Origin of the sequence: Pseudoponticoccus marisrubri (genome assembly GCF_001482405.1) — a bacterium.
GTDB lineage: Bacteria > Pseudomonadota > Alphaproteobacteria > Rhodobacterales > Rhodobacteraceae > Pseudoponticoccus > Pseudoponticoccus marisrubri.
In genome coordinates, this window is sequence record NZ_LPXO01000006.1 from 106992 (window position 1) to 129191 (window position 22200).

General features: G+C 70.6%; 14 protein-coding genes. 7 read left to right on the forward strand and 7 right to left on the reverse strand.

Translation table 11 applies throughout. From position 1 onward, the window contains the following. Positions 1-86: 86 nt before the first annotated feature. From pbpC to AVJ23_RS11635, 3 genes are read right to left on the reverse strand one after another with little or no spacing between them, the layout of a single operon-like run. The gene (gene pbpC / locus AVJ23_RS11625; RefSeq protein ID WP_058862361.1) at positions 87-2102 is read right to left on the reverse strand and encodes a penicillin-binding protein 1C; all 2016 of its coding nucleotides are present in this window, start codon (positions 2100-2102) and stop codon (positions 87-89) included. Then, on the reverse strand, positions 2099-2656 hold the full coding sequence (locus AVJ23_RS23340; protein ID WP_058862362.1) for a putative glycolipid-binding domain-containing protein: 558 nt from the start codon (positions 2654-2656) through the stop codon (positions 2099-2101). The genes pbpC and AVJ23_RS23340 overlap by 4 nt, the downstream gene beginning before the upstream one ends. Beyond that, positions 2653-8094, reverse strand: coding sequence for an alpha-2-macroglobulin family protein (locus AVJ23_RS11635; protein ID WP_058862363.1), 5442 nt, complete (start codon positions 8092-8094; stop codon positions 2653-2655). Before AVJ23_RS11635 ends, AVJ23_RS23340 begins: the two co-directional genes overlap by 4 nt. A 126-nt stretch (positions 8095-8220) precedes the next feature. Here AVJ23_RS11635 and AVJ23_RS11640 point away from each other — a divergent pair, with 126 nt between their 5' ends. Beyond that, positions 8221-10749, forward strand: coding sequence for a hybrid sensor histidine kinase/response regulator (locus AVJ23_RS11640; protein ID WP_058862364.1), 2529 nt, complete (start codon positions 8221-8223; stop codon positions 10747-10749). On the opposite strand, the gene yaaA is transcribed toward AVJ23_RS11640, so the two are convergent. From yaaA to AVJ23_RS11655, 3 genes are all read right to left on the reverse strand, one after another. Next, a complete protein-coding gene (gene yaaA, locus AVJ23_RS11645; RefSeq protein WP_058862365.1) occupies positions 10744-11523 on the reverse strand; it encodes a peroxide stress protein YaaA in 780 nt (259 codons plus the stop codon). The genes AVJ23_RS11640 and yaaA overlap by 6 nt on opposite strands. 70 nt (positions 11524-11593) lie before the next feature. Further along, positions 11594-13648, reverse strand: a complete 2055-nt coding sequence (gene recQ, locus AVJ23_RS11650; protein WP_058862366.1) for a DNA helicase RecQ — start codon at positions 13646-13648, stop codon at positions 11594-11596. Positions 13649-13781: 133 nt separating this feature from the next. Continuing rightward, positions 13782-14069, reverse strand: coding sequence for a YggT family protein (locus tag AVJ23_RS11655; RefSeq protein WP_058862367.1), 288 nt, complete (start codon positions 14067-14069; stop codon positions 13782-13784). A gap of 131 nt (positions 14070-14200) precedes the next feature. On the opposite strand from AVJ23_RS11655, the gene AVJ23_RS11660 reads away from it, so the two are divergent. The 6 genes from AVJ23_RS11660 to arfB all read left to right on the forward strand — a co-directional run bounded on the left by AVJ23_RS11660 (position 14201) and on the right by arfB (position 19428). Beyond that, on the forward strand, positions 14201-14746 hold the full coding sequence (locus AVJ23_RS11660) for an acyl-CoA thioesterase (protein WP_058862368.1): 546 nt from the start codon (positions 14201-14203) through the stop codon (positions 14744-14746). An 81-nt stretch (positions 14747-14827) separates the two neighbouring features. Beyond that, complete coding sequence (locus AVJ23_RS11665; RefSeq protein WP_058862369.1) at positions 14828-16195, forward strand: MFS transporter; 1368 nt, start codon at positions 14828-14830, stop codon at positions 16193-16195. After that, positions 16195-17124, forward strand: a complete 930-nt coding sequence (mepA, locus tag AVJ23_RS11670) for a penicillin-insensitive murein endopeptidase (RefSeq protein ID WP_058862370.1) — start codon at positions 16195-16197, stop codon at positions 17122-17124. Before AVJ23_RS11665 ends, mepA begins: the two co-directional genes overlap by 1 nt. Before the next feature lie 18 nt (positions 17125-17142). Further along, positions 17143-18030, forward strand: coding sequence for an esterase-like activity of phytase family protein (locus AVJ23_RS11675; RefSeq protein WP_240484633.1), 888 nt, complete (start codon positions 17143-17145; stop codon positions 18028-18030). A gap of 91 nt (positions 18031-18121) precedes the next feature. Continuing rightward, positions 18122-18763 (forward strand): queuosine precursor transporter, encoded by a 642-nt coding sequence (locus AVJ23_RS11680; protein WP_058862371.1) that lies wholly within the window; start codon positions 18122-18124, stop codon positions 18761-18763. Between the two features lie 242 nt (positions 18764-19005). Next, on the forward strand, positions 19006-19428 hold the full coding sequence (gene arfB, locus AVJ23_RS11685) for an alternative ribosome rescue aminoacyl-tRNA hydrolase ArfB (protein ID WP_058862372.1): 423 nt from the start codon (positions 19006-19008) through the stop codon (positions 19426-19428). 163 nt (positions 19429-19591) lie between these two features. Here the strand turns inward: arfB and AVJ23_RS11690 are convergent, their stop codons facing one another. Continuing rightward, a complete protein-coding gene (locus AVJ23_RS11690; RefSeq protein WP_058862373.1) occupies positions 19592-22162 on the reverse strand; it encodes a TIGR02302 family protein in 2571 nt (856 codons plus the stop codon). Positions 22163-22200: the final 38 nt, after the last annotated feature.

Genomic DNA, 22200 nt, shown 5'->3' on the forward strand with positions numbered 1-22200 from the left:
TTGGAGAAAGATGAAAGAGACAGGAACAGTCTTTCATCTTTCCGAAAATACTCACTGCCTCGCGTCCCGCAGGCGCGTCGGTTCGGTCAGCGGAGCTCGATCGACACCCGGCCGGCCTGCCCGGCGGAATCGACCACCGAGAGGGTCGTGAAGCCGCGGCCGGGCAGCGGGGCGAGGAATTCCGGGCGGCGCAGTCCCGTGGCGAGCACCGCCCCATCGGCCAGAAGCGTGTAGGGCGGCGTGCCGCCGCGCAGCTTGACGGGAATGCCCGCACCATCGGCCTGCAGACGGGCGCCTGCGGGCGGGAAGGTCAGCTGCAGGGCCGGGGTCGCGTCCCGCAGGCCGAAGCGCTTCAGCGGCTCGGGCAGCTGCGGGTGGCTGACGATCAGCGTCTCGGGCGGGGGCGGCGGCAGCGGCGCGGGACGCAGCCGGGCACGGCCCAGCGCCTCGAAGAGGAGCGGCGCGGCGAGGTCGCCGCCGAAGGCGCCCGGCACCGGCGTGCCGTCCGGGCGTCCGATCCAGACCCCGGCCACGTGCTGCCCGTCCCAACCCAGCGTCCAGGCATCGCGATGCCCGTAGGAGGTGCCGGTCTTGTAGGCCACGCGGCCGGGTCTTCCTGCGGCGGGCGGTGGGGCCAGGTCGGAGAGGATCTTGCCCACCTGCCAGGACGCGGCCCTGTCGAGAACGCGGGATGGGTGGCCGGCCGGATCGGCTTGGCGCCAGCGCAGGGGCAGGGCCTCGCCGCCGCGGGCCATCATGGCATAGAGCTGCACCATTTCTTCCAGCGTCACGCCAACCCCGCCAAGGCTCAGCGCCAGTCCCGGGGCGCCGCCCTGCAGCCCGGGCTGCACCCCGCTCTCCCGCAGCGCGGCCATCAGGTGCGCCGGGCCCAGCGCCTCGGTCAGGCGGACCACGGGGATGTTCAGCGACAGTTGCAGCGCGCGGCGGACCGGCAGCTCGCCCCGGTAGGTGCCGTCGAAATTGCCCGGCGCGTAGCTGCCGAACTGCACCGGCGTGTCGAGGATCAGCGTTTCGGGATGGGCCAGCCCGCGTTCGAAGGCCAGCGCGTAGACCAGTGGTTTCAGCGTCGATCCGGGCGAGCGCTGCGCCGTCGTCATGTCGACGAAGCCCTGCCCCAGCGTCGCGGTATAGTCGGGCGAGCCGACCGAGGCGAGGATCTCGCCGCTCTGGTGGTCGGCCAGCACGATGGCCATGGAGAGCCGCGGATCGCGCCCCTGCATGGCGCGGCGGGCGAGGTCCTCCATGCTGCGCTGCAGCTCGGCCGAAAGCGTCAGGTCGTGCCGGCCCGGGCCCAGCGCCAGCGCGCGGTCGGCCATGTGGGGGGCCAGCTGCGGCATGGGCTGGCGGCCGAGCGGCGCCGGGTCGAGCTGGTCGGAGCACGCGGCCGAAAGCGGGATCACCCCGTCGCGCGCCATGCGCAGCAGCACCCGGTTGCGCGCTTGCCGCGCGGCCTCGGGGTGGCGGTCGGGGCGGCGGCTCTCAGGCGCCTGCGGCAGGGCGACCAGCAGCGCCGCCTCGGCCGGGGTGAGGCGCGCGGGCTCCTTGCCCAGCCAGACCAGCGCGGCGGCGCGCAGCCCCTCGATATTGCCACCATAGGGTGCCAGCTGCAGGTAGAGGGCGAGGATCTCGTCCTTGTCCAGCCGCCCCTCCAGCGCGAGCGCGAGCCGCATCTGGCGCAGCTTGCCGTCCCAGCGCCCGGTGCTGCCATCCTCGAGCAGGCGCGCCACCTGCATGGTCAGGGTCGAGGCGCCCGAGACGATCCGCCCGTGGCGCAGAGCCTGGAAAGCCGCGCGCAGCGTCGCCACGGGATCGACCCCGGCATGGCTGCGGAAGCGCTTGTCCTCGTAGGCGATCAGCATCTCGTAGAAGAGCGGATCGACCTGGTCGGGCGACAGCGCCATGCGCCAGATCCCGTCCTCGATCGTGTAGGCGCGCAGCAACGTGCCGTCGCGGTCGCGGATCTCGGGCGAGGTGGCGTGGACCAGCACCGGGATCTCGGTCGCGGCGATCCAGTCTTCGGTGCGGTCGCGGACGAATGCCACGCACCACAGCAGCAGCACCAGCGCGACCAGCCGTGTCACGACGCCGCCTCCCAGAGGCCCGGATAGGTGGTGACGAAGCCTTGCGCATCCACGGCGAGATGCGTCCGGTAACCGCTTTCCCGCGCCTCGTAGGCCACTAGCCCGCCGCGCTCGCGCGTGTAGCTCTGGGTCAGGATCCCGACCTGCGGGCCCGGCAGGCGCAGCCAGGCGGCGCGGGTGGACAGGCGGCCGACCTCGGGCAGGCGGCGCAGCGGCATCAGGTTGGTGGCCGGGGTAAAGCCCAGGTCCACGTCCTCGGCCCCGTCCAGCTGAGGCTGGGCCGTGTCGTTCAGCTGCCACGTACCGGTCGGGTCGCGCAGCAGACGCCAGCCCACCGCGCCACCGCCATATTCGCCCGAGATGTCGGCGCTGGTGGTGCGCCAGTCGCCATCCGTGCGCACCACGTAATCGAGCGCGGCCCAGCCCGTCCCGTCGCGGAACCGGGCATGGCCCACCAGCATCCAGCCCGCGCCCAGCCGCGCAAGGCGGCACTTGTCCTCGCCATCGCGGTCCAGCGCGCGCCATTGCATGGTGGCGATCGTCTCGCCACTCATGGGGTGATCGTCACGGATCCCGAGGCCGTGGTGGCGCGGTATTCGGGGCGGTACATGTCCTCGACCAGCGCGGCCGGGTGGTGGAAGGTGCCGGGCGAGACGGCGCGCAGCACATAGGCCAGCCGGATCGGGTCATCGCCAGACTGGTCCACCGCGGCGATGAAGCGGTCGGTGCGGAACTCGGCATGTTCCGCCCGGGCGGGCTCCAGCCAGTCCAGCGCCCGCAGGTCGCCGGCGCGCAGCAGGTTGGGGTTGTCGATCTCGAACCCGGCAGGCAGCGCGTCATCGACGATCAGCCGGGCGCGGGCCTCCTCGGCCGGGCGCACAGTCAGCACCGCGACCAGCCGCGTGCCAGCGGCCACGGGGCCATCGACCGCCTCGCCCTCCATCGTGTAATAGGCCCGCTCCAGCGCGTAGCCATAGCCCGTCGCCTCGATATTGCCCTCGGGCTGGCCCAGCGTGGTCAGCGTGACCGGCGTGGGACCCTGGCCGGTATTGGTCAGGGTCATCGGCTCCAGCCCCGCGGCCTGCAGGCGCCGCACGAAGGGCCCGGTCAGCGCCTCGCCCTCCAGCTCCAGCCCCGAGACCGACGGGTCCTGCACCATGGCATGCGCGGCCAGCAGCGCCCAGGCCTGCTCCTGCGTCGAGAGCGGCCGCGTCGCCGAAGAGATGCGCTGCACCAGCGCCTCGGTCTCGACGGCGTTGGAGCGCGCCTCGACCGCCAGAGACAGTACGCCCGCGGCATCGCGCAGCCGGCTGCCGTAATCGGCGCGGTAGACCTGCGCGTCGGGCGTGCCGCGCGCGGCAAGGCGGTTGGCCGCCTTGCGGAACAGGGCATCGGCGCGCGGCTGGTCGCCATACATGGCCAGTGCCGCGCCCAGCTGCGCCTGCGCCAGCGGGGTCGACAGCGCGTCGGCCTTCTCGTCGGCATAATAGCGCAGATCCCCCATCGCCGCGGCGCCCTCGCGCGCCAGCACCAGCAGCGCATAGGCGATATCCTCGCCCCCCGTGTCGAAATCGGGGGCATAGGCGATGCGGTTCTTCAGGTTGTCCATGGCGTTCTGGAAGGCAGGCCCCGGCACGTCATGCCCGGCGGCGCGCGCGCGGGACAGGAAATCGCTGACATAGGCGTCCAGCCAGAAATCCCCCGAATAGGCGCCCCAGAGCCCGAAGGCCCCGTTCGGCGCCTGCCGCGCGAGGATCTGCGTGATCGACTGCGCGACGCGCAGGTCCATCCGGTCCTTGCCGCCCAGGCCCAGCGGCTCGGTGATCGCGGACATGTAGAGCAGCGGCAGCGCCTGCGAGGTCACCTGCTCGGTGCAGCCATAGGGGTAGCGGTCGAGCGCGGCCAGCAGCCCGGGCGCATCGAACCGCGCCAGCGGCCCGGCCGAGACCAGCGCGCTGGCGCCGCCCTCGCGGAACCCGGCAAAGATCTCGCGATCCAGCGTCAGGCTCTGGCCCGGGGCAAGCGACAGGCGCCGCGTCGTGCCGATGGCGGGATCGTTGGCGCGCACGCCCAGCGTCAGCGACTTGGTCAGGCGCTGCCCGTCCGGCGTGGTCAGCGCGATCTCGATCGCGTGGTCGCCCTCGGCCCCGGCGGTCAGCGGCAGGTCGAAGGCCAGCTTGCCGCCGGCCTCCAGCGTGACCGCCTCGGGCAGCGCGCCGGTGTCGAGCGTCACGCCCGTGGCCGTCACCTCCAGCGGCATCGTCCCGCCCGGTCCCTTGGCATGGGTCAGCTCCAGGTGCAGGCGGCTGTCATCCCCGGGGGCCAGGAATCGCGGCATCGCGGCCGTCAGCACCACCGGGTCGCGCACCAGCACTTCGGCCTCGGCCCCGCCCACGGCGCTGTCGGACCAGGCCACGGCCATCAGCCGCACCGTGCCGTTGAAATCGGGCATGTCGAAGGCCAGCTCGGCCCGGCCGGAGGCATCCACCGTGACCGGCCCCTCGAAGAAGGCGACCAGTTCCTCGGTCGGCGGCGGGCTTTGCAGGCGCATCCCGGCCCCACCATCCCCGCCCGAGCGGATCGTGCCCATCGCGCCGTTCATGCCGTCGATCAGCCGACCATAAATGTCGCGGATCTCGACCCCCAGCCGGCGCTGGCCGAAATAATACCCAGAGGGATCGGGGCTGTCGAAACCGGTCAGGTTGAGGATCCCCAGATCGACCGCGGCCACGGTCACATGGGCCTGATCGCCCTCGCCCAGCCCGTCGATCTGCACCGCGGCGCGCAGCGTCTGGCGCGGGGCGGCCTCGGCGGGCGCATCGAAGCTGACCGAGAGCTTGCGCTCGCCCGGATCCACCGCGGCATGGGCCAGACCCAGCGCGCGGGCCGGGTTCTGGCCCTGCGCCAGGTCCATCGGCCGGATCACCTGCGCGGTGACATAGACGCCCGCGCCCCATTCCTCGGTCACGGGCAGCGCCAAGGTGGTCTCGCCCTCGGGCACCTCGACCGTCTGCATCGAGATCACGCGGTCGGCCATCACCGTCACCAGCGCGCGGCCTGCGTAGCGCGGCACCATGCGCAGCGTGGCGGTGTCGCCCGGCGCATAGGCCTCGGCATCCAGCGACAGCTCCAGCATGTCGGGCGACTCCGTCGCGTCCGCCGGTGCGTACCAGCCGGCCGAGAAGGCGGCCGAGGCGGCGACATAGGCGCCGTCGGTGCGCTCGACCACGATCTCGTAGGCGCCCCAGTCCACGTCGCCCGCGACGCGCAGCGGCGTCTCGCCCAGCGTGCCGGTGCCGCGGGCGACGGTGGTGCGGGTGGTCATCGGCTCCCAGTACCAGCTGCCATATTGCTGGTACCACTGGTAGCGCGTGCGCACCCGGTTGATCTGCCAGCTGACCTCCATCGCCTGCGGCTGCAGGTCCGGGCCCAGCGCGATCAGGTCGAACCCGGCCTCGGCCCCTTCGGGCAGCACGTCTTCAAAGGCCGGGCGGATGCCGATCATCGGCGCCGGCGCGGCGACGGGGCGGGTGATCTCGCGCTCGACCGGGCGGCCCGAGGCCTCGGCCAGACGCAGCGTGACGCGGGCGCGCATCGGGCGGCCCTCGGCGTCGAGATCGGGCATCGGCAGGTCCAGCGCGGCATGCCCCTGCGCATCGGTCACCAGATCGGCAGGAAAGCTCTCCGTCCGCACAGCACGCCGCGCGTCATGCCGCCCGAAGCTGTAACGCGGGAAGCTGTCCAGCGTGGTCTGCGTGGCCAGCTGCAGCTCGCCCTCGATCGACAGGTCGGCCCCCGGCGCGCCGAACAGGTAGCGCGCATCGACCGACAGCGGCGGCGGAGCCAGCGGGTTGATCGGCCCGTCGGGCAGCGACAGGTCGAAATCGATCCGCTCGGGAACGAAATCCTCGACCAGCAGGGTCTGCGAGGCCAGCGCCTCGGCATCGGGATCGGCAAAGACCGCCAGCCGCCAGGTGCCGCGCGGGGCCGACCCCGCCACCGGCAGGGCAAAGACATGCCCGCCCGCGCGCCCGCCATCCGAGACATGGCGCGAATATTCGACCCCGTCGGGGCGCGACAGGATGGCGATCAGCGGCACGTCGGGCACCGCTCGTGCCTTGGCATCGCGCAGCAGGGCGGTGGCGTGGATCACCTCGCCCGCGCGGTAGGCGCCGCGATCGGTGGTCAGGAACGTGTCGAGCGGCCCGGCCGGCGCGCGCCCGGCGACACCGCGATCGGACAGGTCGAAGGCCGGGTCGGTCAGCGACAGGAAGGCCATGTCCGTCTCGCCGCGCTTGGCGATCACCAGCGCGGGGGCCGAGCCGGCATCGCCGCGCAGCAGGCCGGGATCGAACCGCGCCAGCCCCGCGGCATCGGTGGTGGCGGTGCCCAGCACCCGGTTGGCCGAAGCCAGCAGCTCGACCTCGAGCCCCTCGATCGGCGCGGCATCACCCAGGTCGCGGGCGACCACGGTCAGCCCGTCGGTGCCCTGCATCGTGGTCAGGCCGATATCGGAGAGGATGAACCATTGCGTCGCGCGCGCGCGGTCACGCCCCTCGCCCGGCTCGATTGCGGTCAGCGCATAGACCCCGGCGGGCAGATCGCCCAGCGCCTCGCCGATGGGCAGGCGGGTCAGCATGTCGGCGTTCAGCCGGTTCTCGACCTCGCCGGTGCCGCGCCAGACCTCCTCGGCGATGTCCTCGCCGAAATAGCTCTCGTCGTAGCGGTTCAGCGGCCGGCCGAAATAGTTGTCCTGCATGGAGCGGATCAGGTTGCGGTCCGACACGCGGCGCAGGATCAGCTCCACCTCGGACAGGTTCACCGTCTCGATCGGCAGGCCGGCATCGGCGGTGCGCGGCAGCACGTAGGCCCGCCCGGGGAACGAGACCGAGGGCGCGCGGTCGCGCACGTAGGCGGTGATCTCGGTCTCGCGCACCAGTTCTTCGCCGCTCTCGGCCGGCAGGCGCGAGCGGAAGGTCACCGTGTAGCGCCCGCCATGTTCCACGCCCGAGATGCAGATCCGCTGCTCCTCGGCGCTGACGGCCAACCGCGGGTCGGGCAGCCGCACATAGGGCGCGTAATCCTGCCCGGCGCGGATCAGCGGTTCCGAGAACTCGGCACAGATGCGCGGATCGGCACTGTCGGCCTCGACCACGTGCTCGCGGATGCGAAAGCCGTACTTGCCGATGGCCTCGTCCAGCAGCGCGGTCACCTCGGGCGTAGCCGAGATCCGCTCGGCCAGCCGCAGCGCGGGGATCATGTCGCGCCCGCGCCCCTCGGCTTCGAGCATCCGCGCCAGGGTGAAGAGCGCCTCGACCCGCGGCACGTCGCCCTCGGCCCGCAGGTAGGCATTGATCGCGCCAAGAAAGGCCCGCGTGCGGTAGCGGCGTTTCTGGTTCGAGGGCGCGTCCGCGACATAGGCCATGGACCAGTCCGCATATTGCTGCCAATGCGCGCCGTCATCGGTCTGCGCCAGCGCCGCGCCGGTCCAGTGGATGGCGCCGCTCTGGTTGCCGCGGTCGCGGTTCTCGTCGGCGGCGTTCAGCAGCGCCTCGGGCGACCATTGCCCGCCGCCATGCCGCACCGCCAGCGCCGCGGCCTCGTCCCGCGCGCGGCGCAGGTCTCTATCAGACAGGAAGTCCAGCTCGGCGCGCCGGGTCTGCGCCAGCTCCAGCCGCTCGGCCCCGGCCTCGACCACGATGGCCGATATCGCGCCCTCATAAGCCTGCCGGTCCGAGACCGAGGATTTCGGGAAACACGCGGCCGAGCGCTTGTTGAAGGTGAAGGCCCGGCAGGCCGGGTCGTTCAGGCAAACCCTCTGGCAGGCCTCCAGCGTGGTATCGAAGAGCGTTTGCAGATCCGCGCCGTAGAAATCCACGTCGCGCGTGACCACGAGGCGCCGGTCGGGCACGACATCCTGTGCAGGATCCTGTGCGGGGGCCGAGGTCGCCGCGACAAGGCCCGCGACGAGGGCGAGTACAAAACGACGCATCCAAAAGCTCCTTCCGATCAATGGTCTTCATGCTGCCACGCGGTCCCGTGGGTGACAAGGATTCGAACCTTAAACCCTTGTTCACGACAACCGGGCAAAACTGCCGCGGAATCGCGGAGGACCGGCATGGAGCTTGCCGACAAACTGGCCGAGGAGCGGCGCGCGCGGCTTGCCGCGGAACGCCTGCTTGCGCAGAAGCAGGCAGAGCTGTTCGAGGCCAACCGCAAGCTGGGCCAGCACGCGCTGCAACTCAGCCACGAAATCAAGGAGACCCGCAGCCAGGTCGCCGTCGTCCGGGACGAGAACCTGCGCGTGCGCCACCAGCTGGGCCAGGCCACCCAGCAGATCGAGGTGGTCACCGACCAACTGCTCAAGGCGCTGCAGACGATCCGTGACGGCTTTGCCATGTTCGACGCCTTGGGCCGGCTGGAACTGGCCAACCCCGCCTACCTGTCGGTCTTCGACGGGCTCGAGACGATCGGCCCCGGGGCCAGCTATTCGCACGTGCTGCAGATGCTCGTCGAAGAGGGGATCGTGAACCTGCAGGGCGAAGCCGGGCCCGACTGGGCGGCGCGCATGCTGGCGCGTTGGCAGTCGGACCCGATCCCCGACGAGGTGCTGCGCCTGTGGAACGGCCGCTTCGTCAAGCTCCAGGACCGGCACCTGCCCGATGGCGGGGTGGTCTCGCTGGGAATCGACATCACCGAGCTGATGCGCATGTGGTCCGCGGTCGAGGAGCTGCCCGACGGGTTCGTGATCTTCGACGCAGAGGACCGGCTGCTGATGTGCAACGAACCCTACCGCCAGCTCTACAGCCAGAGCGCGCCCGCGATGGTGCCCGGCGCCAGCTTCGAGGAGATCCTGCGCTACGGGCTGGAGCGCGGGCAATATGCCGATGCCATCGGGCGCGAGGAGGAGTGGCTGGAGAAACGGCTGGCGCAGCACCGCATCCCGCGCACCGAGCTGGAGCAGAAGCTGGATGACGGCCGCTGGGTCCGCGTCTTCGAGCGCGAGACCTCGGATGGCGGTCGCGCCGGGCTGCGCATCGACATCACCCAGACCAAGGAGGACCAGGCCCGCCTGAAAGAGGCGATGATCCGGGCCGAGGCGGCCAACCGCGCCAAGTCCGCCTTCCTCGCCAACATGAGCCACGAGATCCGCACCCCCATGAACGGCGTCGTCGGCATGGCCGACCTGATGCGCGAGACAGAGCTGACCGAGGAGCAGGCGCTTTATGTCGACACGATCCGCTCCTCGGGCGAGGCGCTGCTGGTCATCATCAACGACATCCTCGACTACTCCAAGATCGAGGCCGACAAGCTGCAGCTGCATCCCGAACCCTTCGACCTGGAACGCGCGGTGCACGAGGTGGTCATGCTGCTGCAACCCTCGGCGCGCGACAAGGACATCGCGCTGCTGGTGGATTACGACATGTTCCTGCCCACGCGGTTCGTGGGCGATCCCGGACGCATCCGCCAGATCCTGACCAACCTGCTGGGCAACGCGGTCAAGTTCACCGTGGACGGCCATGTCATGGTCCGCGTCACCGGCGTGATGGAACGCGACGGCGGCACCTCGATCCACCTCACCGTCGAGGATACCGGCATCGGCATTCCGGCCGACAAGGTCGATCACGTCTTCGGCGAGTTCAACCAGGTCGAGGATGAGCGCAACCGCCAGTTCGAGGGGACCGGGCTGGGCCTGACCATCACGCGGCGGCTGGTCGAGCTGATGGGGGGCGAGGTCTGGGTCGAGTCCGAGCCCGGCCGCGGCAGCTGTTTCGGTCTGCGCATCCAGCTGCCCGCGGACGAGCCGATCAAGTATGAAAGCGCGCAGTTGCCCGAGGCGCTGAAACAGGTGCTGGTGGTCGACGATCACGGCGCCAACCGGCAGATCCTGTCCAAGCAGCTGGCGATCCTCGGGCTGCAGACCGCCTTCTGCACCACCGGCGCCGAGGCGCTGGACCGCATGCACCCGCCGCCGGACGTGGTGCTGATCGACCAGGACCTGCCCGACATGACGGGCCAGGACCTGGTGGCGCAACTGCGCCAGGCCGGGGCCGCGATCCCGGTCATCCTGCTTTGCGACAATCCCGGCCATCTCGAACGCCGCCCCGGGGCCGAGGTGCAGGCGGTGCTGCAGAAACCCGCGCCGCGGCGCGCGCTGTTCGACGCGCTGGAGGCCGTGGGCCCCGGCCTCTCCCCCGCCGTCCCCGACAGCGCCGCGCCCGACGCGCCCGACCCGCAAGCGGCGGAAGAACCGGCCCGGCTCGACGTGCTGCTGGCCGAGGACAACCGCACCAACCAGCTGGTCTTTCGCAAGATGATCAAGGAATTCGCGATCGAGCTGCGGGTCGCCAATAACGGGATCGAGGCGGTCGAGGCCTTCCGCGACCGCCGTCCCGACCTGATCTTCATGGACATCTCGATGCCGCGCATGGATGGCAAACAGGCCACGCGCGAGATCCGCCGCATCGAGGGCGATGGCCCGCATGTGCCCATCGTGGCGGTGACCGCGCATGCCATGGCCGGCGACCGTGAAGGGGTGCTGACCGCCGGTCTGGACGATTACCTGACCAAGCCGCTGCGCAAGGCCGAGTTGGCCGAGAAGATCACCACCTATGGCGGGCAGCGCATGGCGCAGATGGCCTCATGACACGGGCGCCTCGGCGCGGCGCAGGAAGGCCGGCCGCCCCGGCGCCGACAGGTCCTCGGCATAGCCATAGCCGCCCAGGTCGAAATCCTGCAGCGCCTCGGGATCGTTCAGCCGGTTCTGCACGATGAAGCGCGCCATCGCGCCGCGGGCCCGCTTGGCGTAGAAGCTGACGATGCGCGGCCCCTTGGGGCCGTCCTCGTAGAATTGCGGCGTGATCACGGGCATGGCCAGCGCCTCCTGCGGCACGGCGCCAAAATATTCCTGGCTGGCACAGTTGACCAGCACGCGCGCGCCCACCTCCGCGGCCTGCGCGTTCAGCGCCTTGGCCAGGCTGTCGCCCCAATAGGCATAGAGGTTGGCGCCGCGCCGCGTCTTCAGCCGCGAGCCCATTTCCAGCCGGTAGGCCTGGATCGCGTCGAGCGGGCGCAGCACGCCATACAGCCCCGACAGGATGCGCAGGTGCCCCTGCGCCCAGTCCAGCTCCTCGGGATCGAGCGAGCCCGCCTCGAGCCCTTGGTAGGTGTCGCCGGCAAAGGCCAGCGCCGCGGGGCGCAGGTCCTCGGCGCCGGGCGTGTCCGAGAAGGCGCGGAACCGGTCGCGGTTCAGCTTGGCCAGGTCGTCGCTCAGCGACATCAGCCCCTTGAGATCGCCCAGCGTCAGGTTGCGCATGGTCCGCGCCAGCCGCTGCGCATCCGCCTCGAATTCGGGCTGCGTCATCGCGACATCGCGTTCCTGCCAGTCCAGCTTCTTCGCCGGAGAGATCACAACCAGCATCCCGTGCCCCTTTTTTCGTCTGCGTCTGTCCTGTGGGCGCCCGCTTTGGCGCGCCGCGTTCAGCGGTGACCTAGTCCGCCGCGCGCAGAACGTCCAGAAAAGCCGCGCCGAAGCGTTCGGCGCGCCGCTCTCCCAGGATCCGCTCGACCGTCTCGGGCGAGTCCGGCCGCGTCTCGGCCAGCCGCGCCAGCAGCGCCGCCGAGCAGGAGAGCGGCTTTTCCGTGCCGTCGGCGCCGCGCAGCAGCGCGGCCTGCGCCTGCATCAGCCCGTCATAGACCGAGCCCGCACCGCGCGCCGCCAGCTTGCGGCGCCTTGGGCTGGCCTCGACCCCCTCGCCGGTCAGCACCTCGAGGAAGGCGGTGCCGTAGCGCTCCAGCTTCTTGGCGCCGATGCCGCTGATGCGGGCCATGTCGTCCAGCGAGGCGGGGCGCGTCTCGGCCATCTCGATCAGCGTGCGGTCGGGAAAGATCACGTAGGCCGGCACGCGCGCGGCCTCGGCCAGCGCGCGGCGCTTGGCCTTGAGCGCCGAGAGCATCGGCGCGTTCTCGTCCGAGACCAGCGCGCGCACCGCCGGCCGGCGCTCCGAGGCGCGGGCCAGCACGTCGCGGCGCAGCTCGATGCTTTCCTCGCCGCGCAGGATGGGGCGGGCCCGCTCGGTCATGACCAGCGCGCCGTGACGCTCGGGATCGGGGCGCATCAGGTCGCGGCCCATCATCTGGCGGAACACGGCCTGCCACTGGCCGCGCGAAAGGTCCTTGCCGACGCCGAACGTGGGCAGGCTTTCATGGCCACGCTGCCGCGTCTTGTCGGTCTCGCGGCCGAGCAGGATGTCGATCAGGTGACCGGCGCCAAAGCTCTCGCCCGTGCGCAGTGCCGCCGACAGCGCCTTGCGCACCGCCTCGGTGCCGTCGAACAGCTCGGGCGGGCTGTCGCAGAGATCGCAATTGCCGCAGGGCGGCGCGGCCTCGTCGAAATAGGCCAAGAGGCTCTGGCGGCGGCAGGACAGCGCCTCGGCCAGCCCCAGAAGCGCGTTCAGCCGCCCGTGATCGGCGGCGCGCCGCTCCGGCGGAGCCAGCCCCTCGTCGATCTGGGAGCGGCGCAGGCGGATATCCTCGGGTCCGTAGAGGGTCAGCGTCTCGGCCGGGGCGCCGTCGCGGCCGGCGCGGCCGATCTCCTGGTAATAGGCCTCGATCGACTTGGGCAGATCGGCATGCGCCACCCAGCGGATGTCGGGCTTGTCGACCCCCATGCCGAAGGCCACGGTCGCCACCACGATCAGCCCGTCCTCGTTGGCAAAGCGCTCCTCGACCGCGCGACGATCCTGCGCCTCCATCCCGCCATGATAGTGACAGGCGCTGTGCCCGTCCTCGCGCAGCGCGCGCGCGATCCCCTCGGTCTTGGCGCGGGTGCCGCAATAGACGATGCCCGACTGGCCGCGCCGCGCATCGGCAAAGGCCATGACCTGCTTGCGCGGGCTGTCTTTGGGTTGGAAGGCGAGGTGGATGTTGGGCCGGTCGAAGCCGCGCAGGAAGGTGCGCGGCGCCGCGCCGTCGAACAGGCGGGTGACCATCTCGGCCCGGGTGTCCAGATCGGCCGTGGCCGTGAAGGCGGCCAGCGGTACGTCCAGCGCGCGGCGCAGCTCGCCGATGCGCAGGTAGTCGGGGCGGAAATCATGGCCCCACTGGCTGACGCAATGCGCCTCGTCCACGGCGATCAGCGACACGCCCGCCTGATGCAGCATGCGCTGCGTTCCGCCATTGGCCAGCCGTTCGGGCGCAAGGTAGAGCAGCTTGCAATCGCCCGCGCGCAGCATGTCCCAGACGGCGTCGGTTTCTTCCTGGGTGTTGCCGCTGGTCAATGCGCCGGCGGCGACCCCCGCCTCGCGCAGCCCGCGCACCTGGTCGCGCATCAGCGCGATCAGCGGCGAGATCACCACCGTGACCCCGGGCCGCAGCAGCGCGGGCAGCTGGAAGCACAGTGACTTGCCACCACCGGTGGGCATGATGGCCAGCACGTTCTCGCCCGCGGCCACGGCCTCGACGATCTCGCCCTGGCCCGGGCGGAACGCGTCGAAGCCGAAGATATCCTTGAGAAGCGCCTCGGCCGGCGCGGCATCGCGGGGCATGGGAAACCTGTCGATTTATCTAGATCTGCTCTGATCCGGACAATCACATACCAAGATTCGGTGAATCAAGTCCCATTGCCGGGGAAAACCGCCCCCGGCCCCCGGCTGCGACAGGATGCGCGGTACGGCGCCGTCAGAAGAAGACCGCGGCGTTGTTCTGCAGGATGATCCGCAGCGCAAAGACCACGATCAGCGCGATCAGCGGCGCAAGGTCCAGCCCGCCGGTGGGCGGCAGGATCTGGCGGATCTTGTTGTAGGCCGGCTCGAGGATGCGGCTCAGCCCGTCCCAGATCTGGGCCACGATGGGCTGGCGCAGGTTCAGCACCTGGAAGTTGATCAGCCAGCTCATGATCACGTGGGCGATGATAATGAACCAGACGATGTCGAGGATCAGCATCAGGATCTGGAACAGCGACTGCATCTTGCGGGCCTTTCGATAATGGCGTCGACGCACACCTAAGCGCGGCATGCCCCAAGGGCAAGCCTGCCGCAAGGTTGCGGTTGACGCGGGCGCCGCGGCGCAGCATCGCGGGACGGACAAGGAGGTGGCGAATGTACCCTTTCATCCGGATGTTCCACGCCCTGCGCAAGGCCCGGCGCAGCCCGCCCGCCGGGCTCTTCGACACGCATGTCTCGCATCACTATTGCTGGCCCTGGGATCTGGACCCGTGGGTCGAGCTGAACAATGGCCGCACGCTGACGCTGTATGATCTCGGGCGCATCCCGATGGCCGCGCGCACCGGGCTGGCCGACGTCTTGCGGCGCGAGGGCTGGGGCATGACGGTGGCAGGGCTTGCCATCCGCTATCGCCGCCGGGTGCGCATGTTCGACCGGCTCGAAATCCATTCGCGCCTGATCGGCTGGGACCGGCGGTTCCTCTATGTCGAACACAGCATGTGGAAGTCGAACGGCGAGTGCGCCAACCAGGCGGTGCTGCGCTCCGCCGCGACGGGGCCGGGCGGGATCGTGCCGCCCGAGCGGGTGCTGGAGGCCATGGGCCGCGCGGGCGCCGCGTCGCCCGCCCTGCCCGACTGGGTCGCGGCCTGGAGCGCCGCCGAGGACATGCGCCCCTGGCCGCCCGAACGCGCCGGCACGTGACGCCCGCGTGATAATGCCGGCCCCGCCCTTGCCACAGGGCGGCCCGCGGGGTTCTATCGCGCGAGCAGAAAAGGGGCCGGCATGAGTGAACCGAGCAAGCGGCAACGCGTCTGGGGCTGGATGTTCTTCGACTGGGCCCAGCAGCCCTATGCCACGCTGGGGCTGACCTTCATCTTCGCGCCCTATTTCGCCTCGGTCGCGGCCGAACGCTTTGCCACCGGCCCCGGGGACATGGCGCAGGCCGGCGCGCAGGCGCAAAGCCTGTGGTCGGCGGCGCAGACGGTCGCGGGTCTGGTCATCGCCTTCTCGGCGCCGTTCCTGGGCGCCTATGCCGATGCCTCGGGGCGCAAGAAGCCGTGGTTCATCGTCTTCGTGGCCACCGCCGCGCTCTGTGCGCTGTCGCTCTGGGGGCTGACACCGGACGGCGCCACGCTCTACCCGATGCTGGCGCTGTTCTGGATCGGCTTCGTCGCCTCGGAATCCGCCTTCAACCTGAACAACGCGATCCTGCCCTCGCTTGGCGACCGGAGCGAGGTCGGCAAGATCAGCGGCAGCGCGGCGGCCTTCGGCTATTGGGGCGGGGTGCTGGCGCTGTTCCTGATGCTGCTCTTCTTCGCCGAGAATGACGGCGGCACCACGCTGATCGGGCTCGACCCCGCCTTCGGCCTCGATGCCGAGGCACGCGAGGGCACGCGCTTCGTGGGCCCCTTCATCGCGCTGTGGTTCGTACTGTTTTCGATCCCCTTCTTCGCCTGGACCAAGGATCCGCCCGACACGGGCCGGGCGCGCCCGGCCTTCCCGGTGGTGCTGGCCACGCTCTGGGCCAGCCTGCGCGACGTGGCGGCGCGCCCCTCGGCCCGCGCCTTCCTGCTGGGCTCGATGTTCTACCGCGACGGGCTGACCGCGCTCTATGCCTATGGAGGGATCTATGCCGGCCGCGTGCTTGGCTGGGACATCATCCAGATCGGCGTCTTCGGCATCATCGCCGCGATCACTGCGGCCATCCTCAGTTGGCTGGGCGGCAAGGCCGATGCGCGCTACGGCCCCAAACCGGTGATCCGCCTGTGCATCTGGGTGCTGGTCGCGGTGGGCTGCGTGATCGTGGGCATGTCGCGGCAAAGCCTGTTCGGCGTGCCGCTGCCCGAGGGCTCGGCCCTGCCCGACGTGGTCTTCTTTATCTGCGGCGCGCTGATTGGCGGCATGGGCGGCATCCTCTATTCCGCCTCGCGCTCGTTGATGACGCGGCATTGCCGCACGGGCCGCGAGGCCGAGGATTTCGGCCTCTTCGCCCTGACCGGCCGGGCCACCGCCTTTCTCGCCCCGGCGCTGATCACCCTGTTCACCGTGCTGACCCAGAGCATCCAGCTGGGTTTCCTGCCCGTCATCGCGCTTTTCTTGATCGGGCTGTTTCTGCTACGCTGGGTGCACCCACTCGGAGATCGCGCCTAATGTTCCGTACCCTGTTTCTCTGTGCCCTGATCGGCACCCTTGCGGCCTGCGGCGGCGGCCCGCGTGACATATCCGGCGCCCGCATGCCCGATGCGCGCCCGCTGGACCCGGTGCTGTCCTCGAAGGAGGCCAAGCAGCTCTTCGGCGCGCAGCGCGACGGCTCGCCCCAGCGCGCGGCACCGATCGGCGGCTATGCCAAGGGCTGCCTCGCCGGCGGCGTGCAACTGGCCGAGACCGGGCCCACCTGGCAGGCCATGCGGCTCGGCCGCAACCGCAACTGGGGCCATCCCGAACTGATCGACTACGTGCAGAAGCTCAGCCGCAAGGCCGCGCAGCAGCCCGGCTGGAACGGGCTCTATATCGGCGACATGAGCCAGCCGCGCGGTGGGCCGATGCTGACCGGGCATCGCAGCCACCAGATCGGGCTCGATGTCGATATCTGGATGAAGCCGGCCAATGACCTGACCCTGTCCGAGCGCGCGCGCGAGAACATCTCGTCGATCTCCACGCGCCGCTCCTCGGGTGCCTTCACCAACAACAACTGGACCCGCGCCCATCACGAGATCCTCAAGGCCGCGGCCAGCGATCCGCGCGTGGCCCGCATCTTCGTCTTTCCCGGCGCCAAGGTGCGCATGTGCAAGGACGAGACGGGCGATCGCGCCTGGCTGCGCAAGATCCGGCCCTGGTGGGGACATCACTACCATTTCCACGTCCGGCTGAGCTGTCCGCGGGGGGCTGTCGGCTGCGTCGACCAGGCCGCGCCGCCGCCCGGCGACGGCTGCGCCGATGCGCAGAAATGGGTGGACAACATTCTAAACCCGCCGCCGCCCAAGCCGCGCGACCCCAACGCGCCCGCCCCGCAGCCCCGGCGCGAGCTGCGCCTCGGCGACCTGCCGCGGCAATGCGCCGACGTGCTCGCCGCGAACTGAGGGACCGGATCCGTGCCGATGCTCTGGGGCCGCCTCGCGGCCCTCTGCCTGCTGATGCCCGCCTGCTATGCCGGCCCGGCGCCCGATGCGCTGACGGGCGGGCCGGCCTATGTGGGCAGCTACACCTGGCCCGCCGCGGCGCATGATCTGGGCGGCTTCTCGGGGCTCGAGGTCACCGAGGACGGCACCGGCTTCACCGTGATCAGCGACCGCAGCGGCCGCATCACCGGCCGCTTCCGGCGCGAGAACGGCACCATCACCGGGATCGAAGCCGGCCCGCCGGCCCCGCTGACCCGTCCCGACGGCACGCCCCTGACCGGCTGGCGCGGCGATTCCGAGGGGCTGGCCACCGGCAGCGACGGCACCGCCTATATCTCCTTCGAGGGCGATCACCGGGTTTGGGCCTATCCCGATTTCGACGCCGCCACGCCCTTGGCCCGCCCCGAGGCCTTCACCAGGCTGCAGGGCAATTCCGGCTTCGAGGCACTGGCCATCGACGCGCAGGGCCGGCTCTTTGCCATCCCCGAACGCTCGGGCGCGCTCAGCCGCCCCTTCCCGGTCTGGCGCTACGCAGATGGGCGCTGGGAGCAGCCCTTCACCCTGTCCCGCAGCGGCAATTTCCTGCCCGTGGGCGCCGATTTCGGCCCCGACGGCGCGCTCTACCTGCTGGAGCGGACCTTCACAGGGCTGGGCTTCCGCACCCGCATCCGGCGCTTCACGATTGACGGTGACCGCGTCGCAAAGGAAGAGACCCTGCTCACCACGCCGCTATTGCGGCATGACAATCTCGAAGGGATCGCGGTCTGGCAGGACCCGACCGGCGCGCTGCGCCTGACCCTGGTTTCGGACGACAATTTCCGCGCCCTGCAACGCACCGAGTTCGTCGAGTACCGCCTGCCGCGCTGAGCCTCTTGCGCCGCGCCGCCGCGCCCTGTACCGACACGCCGTCCGGTCGCCACCGGGCCAAGTCCCCGCAACCTTGCAAAAACGGGTCACCATGACACGCACATACCTTCCCGGCATCCTTGCCATGGCCGCCATCGTGCTGGCCTCCAACATCCTCGTCCAGTTCCTCTTCGGCCAATGGCTGACCTGGGGCGCCTTCACCTACCCGCTGGCCTTCCTCGTCACAGACCTGATGAACCGGCTCTACGGGCCACGCGCGGCACGCCGCGTGGTCTTTGCCGGTTTCGTGACCGGCGTGATCTGCTCGCTGATCGGCACGCAGATCATGCTGCAGGGCGACGGCTTCACCTACCCCGCGGTCACGCTGCGCATCGCGCTTGGCTCGGGTCTCGCCTTCCTGACGGCCCAGCTGCTCGACGTGGCGATCTTCGACCGGCTGCGCGCCGGCGCCTGGTGGCGCGCCCCGCTGGCCTCGACGCTGATCGGCTCCTCGCTCGACACCGCGCTGTTCTTCTTCATCGCCTTCTCCGCCACGCTGGGCGGGCTCGAGCCCTCCAACGACGTGTCCTGGGCAAACGAGACCTTGCCGCTGCTCGGCACCGGGCCGCAGGCCCCGCTCTGGATGTCGCTGGCGCTGGCCGACTGGCTGGTCAAGCTCAGCCTCGCCCTGCTCGCGCTGGTCCCGTTCCGGCTGATCGTCAAGCGGGCAGGCGGCGGGCAAATTTTCGCCTGAGTGCAGAAAACGCTTTGTGGTCAGGGCCAGCCGTGGCACCTTGATCTTGCGTTTTCAACAGCTGAAAGGAGGTGATCCAGTGTCGAGAGAAGCATTGGAGAAAGGTGTCGGAACAGTTCGGGAGCATGCGATCTAGGGCAGCCCCAAGGGCGCAGCCCCCGAATTGGCAGAGCCTAACCGGCCCCGCCTCCGAATTCTCGAAGGGCCGCCTGACCGGGCGGCCCTTTTCACGTGAGGACCCCATGCTCAGGATCAATGACCGCATCGCCATCGAGGATTGGGAACTGACCGAGCAGTTCATCCGCGCCTCGGGCCCCGGCGGGCAGAATGTCAACAAGGTCTCCAGCGCCGTCGAGCTGCGCTTCGAGGCCGAGCGCTCACCCAACCTGCCCGGGCCGGTCAAGGCGCGGCTGCGCAAGCTCGCCGGCCGCCGCTGGACCCGCGACGGCGCGCTCGTCCTGCAGGTCGACGAGACCCGCAGCCAGGCCCGCAACCGCGAGATCGCCCGCGACCGCCTGGCCGAGCTGATCACCAGGGCGCTGGAGAAACCCAAGCGCCGCATCCCCACGCGCCCCACGCTCGGCTCCAAGAAACGCCGCCTGAAGGACAAGAAGGTCCGGGGCGAGGTCAAATCCCTGCGCGGCCGCGTCGACCCCGGGGACTGACCGCCCTTTCATCTTTCCCGAAATACTCCCGCCGGAGGCACCCGCCGCTCGCCACGCGCCCAGCCACCCGGCACGTCGCGTCACGCAGGCCACAAGCCCCGCAGCCCCGGCCCGAAGGAAGGGGCGAGAGACCCTGCGCGGCGCAGCCGCACCGCGTGACAGCTCAGAACCGGTCGAGCAGCCGTTCGAGGTAGTCGCGCTCCACCTCGGGGCGGTCGGCCTCGCCCGAGCGCTTGCGCAGCTCGCCCAGAAGCTCCTCGGCCCGGCGATAGACATCCTCGCCCTGCAGCAGCCCCTCGTCGGTGCCGACCCGGCCCGTCGTGCCCGAGTTGCGCCCCAGCGGGTCGCGCTGTTCGCGCGGATCGCCGCCCTCGGCAAAACCCTGCTCGCCGGCGCGCTGCTGTTGCTGCTCGTTCATCGCCTCGCCAAGGTTGCGCATGCCCTCGCGCAACGCCTCCATGGCGCGGCTCTGCTGGTCGATCGCCTCGGCCAGGTCGCCGCCGCGCAGCGCGCGTTCGGCGCCATCCATGGCCTCGTCGGCCCGGCCCAGCGCCTCGCCGGCGCGCTCGCCCGCTTCCGAGCCCTGCCCCGGCAGGTTGCGCCGCTGGCGATTCAGCTCGTCGCGCAGGGCGCGCTGCCGGTCGGCCAGGCTCTCTTCCAGCAACTGGCCGCCGCCCGGCTGTTCGCCGCGCTCGCCGCCCTGCCCCTGTCCGGGCTGCTGGCCCGGCTGGCCCTGCCCGGGCTGGCGCTGGCCCTGTTGCCCCTGCCCTTGCTGGCCGGGGTTGAACTGCTCCTGAAGGTCGCGGAACGCCTCGTCGGACAGGCCCTGCTGCTCGCGCAGCGTATCGGCCAGCCCTTCCATGGCCTGCTCGCCGGGCGATTGCCCGCCCTGGCCCTGGCCTTGCGTGACCTGCATGTTCTCCATCATCTGGCGCAGCTGTTCCAGCGCCTCCATGGCCTCGGCCATGCGCCCCTGCTCCATCAGCTCCTGGATGCGGTCCATCATGCGCTGCAGGTCGTCCTGGGACATCTCCATCATGTCCTGCGGGTTCATCTGCTGCTGCATGTCGGGGTTCTGCTCGGCCTGCTGTTGCTGCTGGCGGCCCAGCTGGCGCAGGTAATCCTGCGTCGCCTCGCGCAGCTCCTGCATCAGCTCGGCGATCTCCTGGTCCGACGCCCCGTTGCGCATCGCCTCCTGCAGCCGGTCCTGCGCCCGTTGCAACCGCTCCAGCGCATCCTGCAGGTCGCCTTCCTCCAGCTCGATGGCAAGGTCCCAGAGCGCTTGCGCCAGCGCCTCCTGCTGCTCATCGGTCAGCCCGTAGCGCGCCAGCCGCTCCATGCGCAGCAACAGGCCGCGCAGGCGCAAGTACTGCACCTCGCTGCGGAACAGGTCGCCCTGCCGGTTGGTCAGGGCGCGCAGCACCTGCCCGATCATCGGCGCATTGTCGCGGTTCCACAGCAGCGCCTGGCGCTGCTCGATCACCGCCGCGGCCAGCGGGTCGAAGAAGCGCCGCCCGGGCAGGTCGAGGATCTCGGGCTCGGACAGTCCGCGCTGGCCGCGCGCATCCTCGACGCTCAGTTCCAGCCGCACCGGCAGGTTGGCCCAGGGATGCTGCGAGAAATTCGCCACCAGCGATTCCTCGAATTCCGCCCGGTCGCCGGTCACCGGCATCGGCAGCGCCACGGTCAGGTCATCGCGCGGCTCGGGCGCAATGGCACGGCCATAACGGCGATCCACCTCGGACAGGGCCAGAACGATGCGCGCCTCGCCGGCGACGACACCATGGTCATCCGCCGCGGTGAAGGGAATCTGCGCCTCGCCCTCGTAGCTTGTCTCGATCCCGCCGCCGCGCGCCACTTCCGGCGCGTCGTCTGGGATCATGGCGATTTGCCAGACCCGCCCGCCGGGCCCATCCACGGCCAGCTGGCCCGAGCGGACCACCTCAAAATCCTGCGCCGTCTCCTGCGCCATCTCGTCCGACATGACGGGCCGGCCCGAGACGCTCTCGTCGACGCTGAGCGCGCCCACCTCGCCATACATGCGCAGCGTGATCTGCGCGCCTTCCGGCACGTCCAGCGCCGGGGCCGTGATGTCGTTGAGATAGACCGAGGGCAGGCCGGTATAGCCCGGCGGCTGCATCCAGCCCTCCCAGGACGGGCCCTGCGCAAGATCCGGCCCCCCGGCCCCCATCGAGGTGACCGAGCCCACCCGCATGAACGAGCCGAAGATCAGCGCCACGGTCAGCACCAGCAGCGCGGCATAGCGCAGCGCAAAGGGATCGGCGCGGGACTGGTCGAGATCGGGCGGCACCGGGCGGGCCGATTCCAGACGTTTCGTCATGCGGGCGCGATGCGCCTCCCACACGGCGGCCGAGGCGGCATCGCCTGCCCCCACCGCCTGCCGGTCGAGCAGCGTCTGGAAAGGCCGGCCCGGCAGGGTCGCGTCCACCCGCTCCACCGCCGCGCGGCGGCGCGGCCAGCGAAAGCGCCGCGCGCCCCGGACGGCAAGGACCAGCGCCGCAACCAGCGCCACGCCACCCACGGCCCAGACCGTCTCGACCGCGACAAGCTCGTGCAGGCCCAGCAGCAGAGCCCCCATCACCACGCAGAGAACCGACCAGAGCGGCCAGAAGGCACGCGCGGCGCGCTCCGCGATCATCCCCACCTGCGTCAGGGTCAGGGTCTCGCCCAGCCTGTCACGCAAACGGGGGGTCAGGGTCGGTCGGTCGGCCATGGCGCGCTCCTATCCGGTCGCTCCGGGCCGCACGCGAC